Raw genomic sequence first — 11,951 nt, 5'->3', positions numbered from 1 at the left:
TCAGGCCGGGCTTCCAAGCGGGGTCCCGGCCTCGATGATCCATCTGCTCCCGTCGTGCCGCAGGAGCGTCACCGCGTCGGCCTGAAACGTCCGTTCGTAGGGAATTCCGGAGAAGTGCTGCCAGGCGTCCCGGAAAACCGAGCGTTGCAGGTCTTTGAAAGCCACCGTCATATGGGCATGAAAAGGCCGGGAGTCGGGGGCTATGCCGGCCAGCCGCGCAAACCCGTCGGCGACCTGGCGCTGACAACCGGCCAGGGCCTCGTCCATCACTACATCGACGAAGATGACCCGCTGCCCGAAGTGATCGAAGTTCCTGAGCGTTACCGGAAAAGGGACCAGCCCCGAAACCGCCTGCTGAAGTGTTTCAGCACCGTTCCAGGCCGGATCTTCCATTCGGAAGGGCGGCACCAGCGTAATGTGCGGAGGAGACTTAAGCGCGTGGCCGGACCCGAAGCGTTCCAGGGCGGTCTGTTTGAAAGCCGTTACTTCACTGCGGATGGTTTCGTCAGGCAGCAGAGCCACGAAATACAGTTTCATTTCTTAACTGCCTACCCCGACGGTTTTCCAGTCGAACCGGATGGCCTGTTCAATGTCGGGGTGCAGGCTCAGGGCCACGGGGCAGGTGTGGGCGGTATGTTCCATTTTGGCCCGGTATTCTTCCGTAAATACCTCGGAAGGGGGCATCGTGATATCTACCTCGATCCGGACGATGCGCCGGGGCGCATCCTTCGACATGACCTTCGTGATGGTCATCTCACTCTCCGGCAGTTCGATCCCGTCGCGCCGGGCCACAATTCCCATCGTGGTGGCAATGCAGCTTCCCAGGGCAGTGGCTACCAGGTCGGTAGGGGAGAAGGCTTCGCCCTTTCCGGTATTGTCGGTCGGGGCATCGGTGATGATTCGGGTACCGGATTGGAGATGGGTGGCTTCCGTACGGAGATCGCCCTGGTAGGTCGTGAAAACGGTTGGCATGAGACCGAATACTAAAATGGCGTTCGATTAATTTAAGAAATTGTAGAATTTATGTTGATTTTATACAACCTTCCAATGAATCAGTGAGTTACTTCGTTACGAATAGAGAAGATCCGGGCCGTGTGGTGGCTACGAAACATAATTTCGTAGTATCAAAGTAAACTGTTATTTTTATCCTTACAAAAGTTTATTCGACCGACTGTGTTGTCAACATTACGTATAATCGCCTTCGCCGGCCTGATCCTGACGGCGGGCAGCGTGTGGGCCCAGACCACCGATACCGATGAAGACCGGTATAATTCCGTAACTACCTACGGGGTGACGACCAATACCAATTCCGGTATATTGGGCGGTTTTGTATTCCGGCATTCGAAGGCTCTGCCCGGCCTGTTCCGGGGCAAACGGCAGTTCCGTTACCTGGCCGTCGAACTGGTGAACGTCAAGCACCCGAAGGAAGTCCAGTCGCAGACGCCCTATTCCGGCGCCCGATTCGTCTATAACAAGCAGAACTACCTCTTCGTCATCCGGCCGCAGTACGGCCGGGAGATTTCCATCTTCACCCGATCCGCCGATGAAGGCGTCGCCATCAACGGGATTCTGGCCATCGGCCCTTCCATCGGGATCATCAAGCCGTACTTCGTTCAGTATCAGCTGCGTCCCGGTCAGGTGCAGACGGTTCCCTTCAGCCCGACCCTTCAGCCGGAGATGATCGTCGGAGCCGGAAGCTTCTTTCAGGGTTTCGACAAATCGAAGCTGACGGCCGGTCTGAACTTCAAGGCGGCCGTGGCCTTCGAACTCAGCGCCTTCCGCAACAACATGACGGGCCTGGAAATCGGGTTTCTGGCCGAAGTCTTCCCGAAAGAGGTCGTGATCATGAACGACGCCAACAACCGCAGCGTCTTTACTTCCGGCTTTATCACCCTGTTTTTTGGTAACAAGCGGTAAGACTTCCGGGGTGAACGCCTGACGACAAACGGCTTCAGCCGCCGGCCGGTCGGTTGGAAATCCGGCCCGCCGTGCGAACTTTACACCCCGAAAATCCATTGTGTAGAAAAACAGGATTGAGGTTGTCATGATTGAACTTCCCGTAATACCCTCCGAAACACAACGCAGGAAACGTCCTGACTGGCTTCGTGTCAAACTGCCGATCGGACCGGAGTACGCCAAAGTCCGGAAACTGGTCGATACGTATAAACTGCATACCATCTGCGAGAGCGGCAACTGCCCGAATATGGGCGAATGCTGGGGGGCCGGAACGGCCACGTTCATGATTCTGGGCAATGTCTGTACCCGGAGCTGTACGTTCTGCGCCGTGGCGACCGGTCGCCCGAACGAATACGATACCGACGAGCCCCGGCGGGTAGCCGAAGCCATCCTGCTGATGAAGGTCAAACACGCCGTGATCACCTCCGTGAACCGGGATGAACTGAAAGACCGGGGCGCCGAAATCTGGTACCAGACCGTGCGGGCCGTCAAGGAAGTGTCGCCCTCGACCACCATCGAAACCCTGATCCCGGATACGAAAGGAAACTGGGAGGCTCTGATCCGGATGATCTCGGCCGGTCAGGAAGTGGTTTCCCACAATATGGAAACCGTCGAGCGGCTATACCGGCGGGTACGCCCGCAGGCCCGCTACGAACGCAGCCTCGAGCAGATCCGGCGCACGAAGGAATACGGCCAGCGGACCAAATCCGGGATTATGCTCGGGCTGGGTGAAACCCGGGAGGAAGTGTTCAGGGCCATGGACGACCTGGTCGAAAACGGCCTGGACATCCTGACGCTGGGCCAATACCTCCAGCCGACCAAAATGCACCATGAGGTGATTGAATGGATTCATCCCGACACCTTTGACCTGTATCGGGAAGAAGGTTTGAAGCGAGGGCTGAAATATGTCGAATCCGGCCCGCTGGTGCGCTCGTCCTACCATGCCGAGCGGCACGTCAACGTGTAAGGACCGACCCCGCTCCGTTCCAACGAGTGTACAATACGCCCGGTACGGGCTTTGACCCGTGCTCTTTCAAAAGCCCGGATCAACCGCCCGGGCTTTTGTTTTTCCTGCATGAAACGATACGACTTTATTATCGCCGGGGGCGGAATGGCCGGATTAAGTCTGGCCTATTACCTCAGCCGGTCTTCGCTAAGCGACCGTTCGATTCTGATTCTGGACAAGGAAGTGAAAAGCCGGAATGATCGGACCTGGTGTTACTGGGAGACCGAGGAGGGGCCGTTCGAGCCGATCGTTTTTCGGAAATGGAATACCGTCGAACTGTATGGGCCGGAGTTCGGCGGACCGCTCGATATCGGGCAATATCAGTACAAGATGCTGCGGGGCAGCGATTTCTACGCCTTCACGAAGGAGCACCTGGCCAAATTCTCCCACATCGAGTTCCGGCAGGCCACCATCAACCGCGTCAAGGATACTCCGCAGGGCGGTTTCGTCATTGCCGACGATCAACCCTACATGGCCGATTATGTGTTCGACAGCACCCACGCCCTCAAACTGAACGAACCCCAGAATCACAACCTCTGGCAGCATTTCAAAGGCTGGGTCATCCAGACCGAAAAGCCGTGTTTCGATCAGAACCGGCCCCGGATGATGGACTTCCGGGTCGAGCAGGAGGGAGATTGCCGGTTTCTGTACGTGCTGCCCTTCGACGAACGGACGGCCCTCGTGGAATACACCATCTTCAACGACAAACTCCTGACGGACGAACAGTACGAAAAGCCGCTTCGGACGTACATCGACCGGTATCTGGACACGGGCGGTTATACCATCAAGGAAACCGAATTCGGGATTATTCCCATGTCGGACGAGCCGGTCAACGAACGGCCGGGGGAGCATATCGTCCGGATCGGAACGGCGGGCGGTTATACCAAAGCCTCGACCGGCTATACCTTTCAGCGGACGCAGCGGTATCTGAGGGAGATCGTCCGGAATCTGGCCGCCGACGGTACGCCGGACCGCCGGCAGCCCCGGCTCCGTAAATTCTTCAAAGGCTATCTGGACAGCGTTCTGCTCAACGTACTTCAGAACCGCCGGCATCCGGCCGACGACATTTTCACCCGCCTGTACCGGCTGAACCCGCCCTCCCGCATCTTCCGCTTTCTCGACGAGGACACCACCTTCGCCGAAGACCTGAAAATCATGTCGACCGTACCGCTGGGTGCCTTCACGGTCGGCGCCCTGGACGTTGTCCGTAAACGAATTGCCGGGTAACACCAACGGGTTGCCATTTGACCGGATGGTTTTATTCCCGTAGATTTGCAGCTGCTTTTATCAAAAACTACGAAACAATGGCGTATCTATTTACCTCGGAGTCTGTCTCTGAAGGTCACCCCGACAAAGTCGCGGATCAGATTTCCGACGCGTTGATCGACCACTTTTTAGCGTATGACCCTACCAGCAAGGTAGCCTGCGAAACGCTGGTAACAACCGGTCAGGTGGTGCTGGCAGGCGAGGTAAAGACGAATACCTATCTTGACGTTCAGAAAATCGCCCGGGAAGTAATCCGCCGGATCGGATATACCAAAAGCGAGTATATGTTCGAAGCCAACTCCTGCGGGATTCTGTCGGCTATTCACGAGCAGTCGGCGGACATCAACCAGGGCGTGGAGCGGGCCAACCCGGAAGACCAGGGCGCCGGCGATCAGGGCATGATGTTCGGCTACGCGACGAACGAAACCGACAATTACATGCCGTTGCCGCTCGATCTGGCGCATAAAATCCTCCAGGAACTCTCCTATATCCGCAACCACGAGGAAGGGCTGATGACCTACCTCCGCCCGGATGCCAAATCGCAGGTGACCATCGAATACAGCGACGATCACAAGCCCGTCCGGATCGACACCATCGTGGTTTCGACCCAGCACGACGATTTCGGCTCCGACGCTCTCATGCTGGAGCGGATTCGGGAAGACGTCATCACCATCGTGATTCCGCGCGTGAAGGCTCAGCTCAAGCCCGAACTTCAGGCGCTGTTTACCGATAATATTACCTATTACATCAACCCGACCGGCAAGTTCGTAATCGGCGGCCCACACGGCGACACGGGGCTGACGGGCCGCAAGATCATCGTCGATACCTACGGAGGGAAAGGCGCTCACGGCGGTGGCGCTTTCTCCGGCAAAGACCCCTCGAAAGTGGACCGTTCGGCTGCCTACGCGACCCGGCATATCGCCAAAAACATGGTGGCGGCCGGCCTCTGCGATCAGGTGCTGGTGCAGGTTTCCTACGCCATCGGGGTCGCCAAACCGTGCGGGGTGTTCGTCGATACCTACGGTTCCGCCAAAGTGGACATGACCGACGGTGAAATCGCCCGCAAAATCGAGGAACTCTTCGACCTGCGCCCGTATGCCATCGAGCAGCGACTGAAACTGCGCAACCCGATCTACTCGGAAACGGCGGCTTACGGCCACATGGGCCGGCAGAACCAGGTCGTCCGGAAAGTGTTCGGCCATAACGGCACCGCCAAAGAAGTGGAGGTCGAACTGTTCACCTGGGAGAAGCTCGATTACGTCGACCGGATCAGGGAAGCCTTCGGCCTGTAAGCCGGTTCAGACCCTGAAACGAAAAAGCCGCCCATTCCGGCGGCTTTTTCGTTTGATACGGATTCGGTCAAAGTTCGGTGTCTTCATTCACCAGTTCGACCAGTTGACGGGATTCCTTGATTTCCCGCACCGATATATTGCGTTGTTTGTCTTTCAGTCTGGTAAGTTTGGTTTTCATGGTGTCGATAACCATGTCTACGGCTTCCTCGAAAGTGCGGCCATGCTCACGAACGAACACCGAGTCGCCGGGTAAAAACAGTTTGACCTCGAAAATCTTCTGTTTAATCTTGTTGCTGTCGTTTCCCTCCAACCTCAGATAAACCTCAGCGCTCGTAATGCGGTCGTAGAACGTGTGCAGTTTGTCGAGCTTCTTCTGAATAAAGTCCAGCAACTTCTGATCCGCCGTAAAATGAACGGAATGAACTTGGATTCTCATACGTGTCACATGGTTTTAAAGTTAAACATAGAACCCACGGACTAACTAAGGTTGGAAAAGCTTTTGACAGTGTCAAGGCCCTTGAAGAAATATCCAACTCCACCAACTTACTTAGTCCCCCCTAATGTTTCTCCTGGACTTCCCAAGCATAGTTTAGGCGGCTCTGCCCGCCGTAACGTATCGAAAGATTCCTTGTAAAGTTCTAAACTTTTTGTCTGAAAACCGGCTATTTCTCCTTCTCCAATGTCGGTTTCGGCCCGGAAGCATCAGCCGTTGATGACCTCCCCGCCGTTGATGTGCATGACCTGCCCGGTAATGTACGAAGCGTCTTCCGAAGCCAGGAACACGTAGGCCGGTGCTACTTCCGCGGGCTGTCCGGGACGTTCCATCGGCGTTTTCTTTCCGAACTCCGCCACCTCTTCCTCCGTCCGTGTCGAGACGATCAGCGGAGTCCAGATCGGACCCGGAGCCACCGCATTGACCCGGATGTTGCGTTCCACCAGATGCTGGGAAAGCGAGCGCGTAAAGGCCGTAACCGCTCCTTTGGTCGAAGAATAATCGACCAGGGCGGTGCTGCCGCGGTACGAGACGACCGAAGTCGTGTTGATGATGCTGTCGTACTGGTTCATCAGCGGCAGCACCAGTTTGGTCAGCCGGAAGATCGCCAGAATGTTCAGCTCGAAGGTTTCGATCATCTGCTGGTCGGAGATGTCGGTGAATTCCTGCTGCTCGACGTGGTTGGCGGCATTATTGACCAGAATGTTGACGTGTCGGTATTCACTTTTCACCCGGTCGACCGCCTGCCGGATGAACGAGGGATTGCGGAGGTCGCCGGGCAGGAGCAGACAGCGCCGGCCCTCGGCCGCCACCAGCCGTCCGGTTTCCTGAGCGTCCTGTTCCTCCCGCGGATGGTAAATAATGGCCAGATCGGCGCCCTCGCGGGCGTAATGAACCGCCACCGCCCGACCGATGCCGCTGTCGCCCCCCGTAATCAGGGCAATTTTATCCTGTAGCTTGCCGGTTCCGACGTAGGAATCCCGGATGTAGATGGGCTGCGGATTCATTTCATATTCCAGCCCCGGCTGTGCGTTCTGGTGCTGGGGCGGGGTTCCGATGTCGTAATTCATAGAAAATTCTTTTGGGCCGTGAGGCTGTTGGGGCTGAAAGGCGATAAGTCAGGCGTTGATGATGGTGCCCCCGTTGGGGTGGATCACCTGACCGCTGACGTAACTGGAGTCCTCGGAAGCCAGATAGACATAAGCCGGGGCCACTTCGCAGGGCTGGCCGGGGCGTTTCATCGGCACGTCTTTCCCAAACTGGGCTACCTCTTTCGCACCGACCGAAGCCGGGTTCAGCGGGGTCCAGATGGGACCGGGCGCCACGCCGTTGACCCGGATTTTTTTCTTAGCCAGATTGGACGAAAGCGCCCGGGTAAAAGCCATGATCGCGCCTTTGGTAGAGGAATATTCCGGCAGGTCGGCGCGGCCCTGGTAGGCAGTGACGGAGGTTGTATTGATGATGGTGTCCCCTTTGTTGAGATGACGCAGAGCCGCCCGGGAAACCCGGAATATGGCGTAAATATTCGTCTCGAAGGTTTCGACCAGATCCTCGTCCGTCAATTCCTCGAAGGTCTTGTGCTGATACTGAACGGCCGCATTGTTGACCAGAATGTTCAGTTTACCGAACCGCCGGACCGTGTCTTCCACCACTTTTTCGCAGAAAGCCGGGTCTTTCAGGTCGCCGGGGAGCAGCAGGCATTCGCGCCCCTCGGCCTGCACCAGCGTTTTGGTTTTCTGCGCGTCTTCTTCCTCACGGGGCGTATACACGATGGATACGTCGGCGCCCTCGCGGGCGTAATGAACCGCCACCGCCCGACCGATGCCGCTGTCGCCCCCCGTAATCAGGGCGACCTTGCCCTTCAGTTTGCCGGAGCCGACATACGCATACCGGATTACTTTCGGCTGCGGGTCCAGCTCGCTTTCCAGACCGGGCTGAACGTCCTGATGCTGGGGTGGGATTTTGTTTTCCATAACGTAATGAAATCCTTCCGTCGTTGAGTAAATCAGAAAGAACTGTTTCGGTTTAACTCAATTTCCTTTTGAATGATAGGATTCTCTTACCCAATGGTCCAAAAAGAAAAACCCCGTCGAGGATTCGGTCCTCGACGGGGTCAGGGCGTTGGAAAAGTCCCCGGCCGGCCGTTCAGCTTGTCTGATAAATCCCGGCCGTCAGGGTTTCCCAAACCCGGCTGAAGACGTCGGTTGCCTGAAGCGGTTTGCCGTCGGAGCGGCTGTCGGCGAAGACCGGATGGAATTCAGGCCGCGTGCCGACCCGTCCGTGCGAGCCTTTCACCAGGGTGGCATCCAGCGGAATGACGTTCATCAGGTAACGGAACCCCAGCTTTTTACGAATGAGTTTATAGCCGGCCTTCAGCTTGACCATCGGGTTGGCCGGGTCCATGAACATCTCCACGGGGTCGTACCCGGGTTTCCGGTGAATATCCACCAGCCGGGCGTAATCCGGAGCTTTGGCGTCGTCCTGCCAGTAATAGTAGGTAAACCAGCTGTCGGCGTCGGCCATGACCACGAAATCGCCGGAGCGTTCATGATCGATGTGGTATTGTTTCTTCCCGGCATCATCGAGAACCAGCTCGACGCCGGGTGTTTTTTCGAGAAGGGCGCGTACCTGGGCCGTGCAGGAAGGGTCGTTGACGTAGACATGGGCCACCTGGTGGTCGGCGACGACAAACGCCCGGGAAGCGCCGGGGTCCAGCAGTTCCAGGCCCTGCTCGACCCGCACCTGAATCAGCCCGGCCTCCCGGAGACTGCGGTTCAGGTGAATCGGGCGGTTGACATTCGTAATACCGTATTCCGACAGCAGGATGACATGAGCGCCCTGCTTCTCATAAAACTGGATCAGGTCGCGGCAGACGTGGTCGATTTCGCCGAGGTCTTTGCCGATTTTGCCGAAATCCTGCCCGAACTTCTGCAGACCGTAGTCGAGGTGGGGCAGGTAGATCAGCGTCAGCGTCGGGTTGTGCCAGCGGTCGACGAGCATCGAGGCATCGGCAATCCAGCGCGACGATTTGATGTTGGCGTTCGGCCCCCAGAAGTTGAACAGGGGAAAGGTGCCGAGGGCATCCTGAAGGCGGTCGCGGAGGTCGGCGGGGTGGCTGTAGCAGTCGGGCGCCTTGACGCCGTCGGCGTGGTATTGCGGGCGGGGGGTCACCGAAAAGTCGGCCGAGGAGTACATATTGTACCACCAGAACATCTTGGAAACCGTGAAGGAGGGGTCCAGCCGCCGGGCTTTCTCCCAAATTTTCTCCCCGGCCACGAGCTTGTTCGCCTGTTTCCAGAACTTTACTTCGCAGTCGATGCGGTCATACCAGCCGTTGCCCACGATGCCGTGTTCGGTGGGCCACTGGCCTGTGACGTAGGTCGACTGGACGGAGGTAGTAACCGCCGGCAGCATCGGATCGATGGTCGACAGTTTTTTATTGCTCAGCCATTGTTTCAGAAAGGGGGTATGCTCGCCGATCAGCGACGACGAAAGCCCCACCACGTCGAGTACGATGGTCTTGTTCATCTCCTTTTCAGATATTGGTTAACACCCATTCCAGCTCCCGCGTGATCGATTCGTTCAGGGGAAGTTTCAGTTCTTCGGGCAGCACCTCCCAGGTATAGGTTTCCACCTCCAGCTGGTCCGTAAAGGGGGTTTCCTGCTGAAGCCGGAGCACGTTCAGAATCTCGTCCTGGGTGGACCGCAGCAGCCCGTAATCTTCGATGAAAATCGGTACGTGGAAGTGTGCCCGCCATTCGGCATGGCCGTCGTCGAAGGCTTCGAGTGCTTCGGGTAAATCCGGGAACCGGAGCAGCTGCCCCTCGTCGTCGAGGGCCACCACCTGATGAAGATAGGTCGGTTCGTTAAAATGCCGGAACTGGTCGCGCACCATCACCCGCCCGTTGGGCTCCTGCGGGAAAGTGGCTTTCAGGGCCGCGCTGATTTGAATCTTGCCGACCTTCAGGCCGTTTTTCCTCAGTTGCTGCAACACCTCGTCGGTCTGCTCGAAACCGACCGCAAAGTGACATACGTCGAAGCAAAGCTGGACGTGTTCCTTCAAAGCCGCTTCCGCTTCGGCCGCCGACATCCCGAAAGTTTCGTTCAGCCGCTCGATGCCGATGGGCAGGAGGTACAGATTGAACCAGTCGATGAACTCGGTGCCGGTTTCCAGCAGGCCGTCGGGTTCGGGTTCGATGTCGAGGTGCATGCTCAGCCCCCGCCCGCGCTTGATCCGGACGAGTTCTTCCACGACCGTCGCCAGACGCTGGGTAGTCGCTTCGAAAATCCGGTCGCGCTCGTCGCGGTCGTCCCACCGGAACCAGTGCCGGTAGGAGAGGGGCGAGGTCGAAATACCGGGTTGGGTGGTTATGTCGCCGGATTGCAGGTCAGCCAGAATCCGGAACATCCGGATGGTGTAGTCGGCCCGCGCTTCAGTCCGCCAGTCGGGGGCGTGGACCTGGTCTTTGACGCGGGTCCGGTGAAAGCCGCCGAACGGAAATCCGTTCATCGTGAAGACGTAGCAGCCGTTGGCTTCGAGCCAGGATTTGAATTCGGCCACCTGTTCGGGCCGGGACAGCTCCACGGCGGCCACGTTGGAAAGGCGGAGGCCGATCCCGAAGAGACGGTCGGGTGAAAGCTCGCGTTTGATGCCCGGAACGGCCTGCTGGATTGCCTGAAAATGGCTGTTCCAGTCTTCCCCGGGGTGTATGTTGGTGCAGTAACTTAGGTGTCCCAGCGGGGTCTTCATACGGGCTGCGCTTCAGTCTCTTTGAGGGTGGTGATGACTTCGCGGATCAGGTTCTCATCCATTTCGTGGACTTCTTCTCCGGTTCCGATGGACCGCAGGAGCATAATGGTCAGCAGTCCGCCGAGGTGTTCGCGAAATTCGCCCAGTCCTTTCAGAACACTGTCGCCTTCGAGCGCCGGATGGTAGAGGTCGAAACCAAGCGCCCGTTCGAGATTCAGGATGCGGTTGACTTCCGCCTGGGTGAGCCAGCCGAGCCGGTAGGAGTACAGGCTGTCCATGGCAATGCCGATGGCGACCGCTTCCCCGTGCCGGACTTCAAAACCGGTCAGCTGCTCCAGTTTGTGGGCGCTCCAGTGGCCGAAATCAAGGGGTCGCGACGAGCCCATCTCGAACGGGTCCCCGCTGGCAATGTGGTTGAGGTGCAGTTCGGCGCAGCGATGCACGAGGTATTCCATGGCGGCCTTGTCGCGGGCGGCCAGCTTCCCGGCGTTTTCCTCCAGCCACCCGAAGAAGACCTGGTCCTTGATCAGGGCCACCTTGACGGCCTCCGAGATGCCGGACCGCCAGTCGCGGTCGTCGAGGGTCGTCAGGAAAGTGGAATCGTTGAAAACCGCCACCGGCGGAGCAAAGGAGCCGAGAAAGTTCTTCTTGCTGTGGTAGTTGATGCCGTTTTTGACCCCTACTCCGGAATCGTTCTGTGACAATACCGTCGTCGGGATGCGGACGTGCCGGATGCCCCGGTGAGAGATGGCGGCCACATAACCGACCAGATCCAGCACCGAGCCCCCGCCGACGGCCAGCACGTAGGAATGGCGGTCGATCCCGTAGCGGTCTACCGCATCGACCAGCCGGTCCACCAGCGTCGGGTCGTTCTTGGCGCCCTCCCCGCCCGGGATCACGATCAGGTCCGGAACCAGGTCGACGACGGATTGGGAGGCAAAGTAGGTATTGATCCGTTCCGGTAAATCCGGGTGGCCGGCCACCACCCCCTGGTCGAGAATGAACAGGAGTTTCTTGCGGTAGCCTTCCGTATGGTGTTTCTTGAAAAAATCGAGTAGGGCAGGATTCAGGGTGTCGAACAGGTTTTCGGTAAAGTATACGTCATACGTAAACCGGACGCTGAACGACTGATGCAGGGTATTCATAACAGGTGACGCTAATGGCTATAAAAACTCAAAGTTACCTAAA

General features: G+C 57.6%; 12 protein-coding genes. 4 read left to right on the top strand and 8 right to left on the bottom strand.

Going from position 1 to position 11,951, the window contains the following annotated elements:
• On the bottom strand, positions 1–537 hold the full coding sequence (locus DX909_RS15335) for a 2'-5' RNA ligase family protein (protein ID WP_128546076.1): 537 nt from the start codon (positions 535–537) through the stop codon (positions 1–3).
• A gap of 3 nt (positions 538–540) precedes the next feature.
• Positions 541–972, bottom strand: a complete 432-nt coding sequence (locus tag DX909_RS15330; protein WP_128546075.1) for an OsmC family protein — start codon at positions 970–972, stop codon at positions 541–543.
• Positions 973–1,173: 201 nt separating this feature from the next.
• Between DX909_RS15330 and DX909_RS15325 the strand changes: the two genes are divergently transcribed.
• The 4 genes from DX909_RS15325 to metK all read left to right on the top strand — a co-directional run bounded on the left by DX909_RS15325 (position 1,174) and on the right by metK (position 5,520).
• The gene (locus DX909_RS15325) at positions 1,174–1,917 is read left to right on the top strand and encodes a hypothetical protein (protein WP_310589849.1); all 744 of its coding nucleotides are present in this window, start codon (positions 1,174–1,176) and stop codon (positions 1,915–1,917) included.
• 127 nt (positions 1,918–2,044) lie between these two features.
• Entirely contained in the window at positions 2,045–2,923 is an 879-nt protein-coding gene (gene lipA, locus DX909_RS15320) for a lipoyl synthase (protein ID WP_128546073.1), read from the top strand.
• 108 nt (positions 2,924–3,031) lie between these two features.
• Positions 3,032–4,189, top strand: a complete 1,158-nt coding sequence (locus tag DX909_RS15315) for a lycopene cyclase family protein (protein WP_128546072.1) — start codon at positions 3,032–3,034, stop codon at positions 4,187–4,189.
• Positions 4,190–4,266: 77 nt separating this feature from the next.
• The gene (gene metK, locus DX909_RS15310) at positions 4,267–5,520 is read left to right on the top strand and encodes a methionine adenosyltransferase (RefSeq protein ID WP_128546071.1); all 1,254 of its coding nucleotides are present in this window, start codon (positions 4,267–4,269) and stop codon (positions 5,518–5,520) included.
• A gap of 67 nt (positions 5,521–5,587) precedes the next feature.
• On the opposite strand, the gene DX909_RS15305 is transcribed toward metK, so the two are convergent.
• The 6 genes from DX909_RS15305 to DX909_RS15280 all read right to left on the bottom strand — a co-directional run bounded on the left by DX909_RS15305 (position 5,588) and on the right by DX909_RS15280 (position 11,908).
• Entirely contained in the window at positions 5,588–5,956 is a 369-nt protein-coding gene (locus DX909_RS15305) for an HPF/RaiA family ribosome-associated protein (RefSeq protein ID WP_128546070.1), read from the bottom strand.
• 266 nt (positions 5,957–6,222) lie between these two features.
• Entirely contained in the window at positions 6,223–7,083 is an 861-nt protein-coding gene (locus tag DX909_RS15300; protein ID WP_128546069.1) for an SDR family oxidoreductase, read from the bottom strand.
• 48 nt (positions 7,084–7,131) lie between these two features.
• Positions 7,132–7,986 carry an SDR family oxidoreductase gene (locus DX909_RS15295; RefSeq protein ID WP_128546068.1) on the bottom strand — a complete coding sequence of 285 codons (855 nt, stop codon included), beginning with the start codon at positions 7,984–7,986 and terminating at the stop codon, positions 7,132–7,134.
• Positions 7,987–8,158: 172 nt separating this feature from the next.
• Complete coding sequence (locus tag DX909_RS15290; protein WP_128546067.1) at positions 8,159–9,541, bottom strand: alkaline phosphatase family protein; 1,383 nt, start codon at positions 9,539–9,541, stop codon at positions 8,159–8,161.
• A 7-nt stretch (positions 9,542–9,548) separates the two neighbouring features.
• Complete coding sequence (eboE, locus tag DX909_RS15285; protein WP_128546066.1) at positions 9,549–10,763, bottom strand: metabolite traffic protein EboE; 1,215 nt, start codon at positions 10,761–10,763, stop codon at positions 9,549–9,551.
• On the bottom strand, positions 10,760–11,908 hold the full coding sequence (locus DX909_RS15280) for a 3-dehydroquinate synthase (protein ID WP_128546065.1): 1,149 nt from the start codon (positions 11,906–11,908) through the stop codon (positions 10,760–10,762). Before DX909_RS15280 ends, eboE begins: the two co-directional genes overlap by 4 nt.
• Positions 11,909–11,951: the final 43 nt, after the last annotated feature.

Origin of the sequence: Larkinella soli (assembly GCF_003703975.1) — a bacterium.
Lineage (GTDB): Bacteria > Bacteroidota > Bacteroidia > Cytophagales > Spirosomataceae > Larkinella > Larkinella soli.
This window is presented reverse-complemented; position numbering and strand designations above follow the sequence as displayed.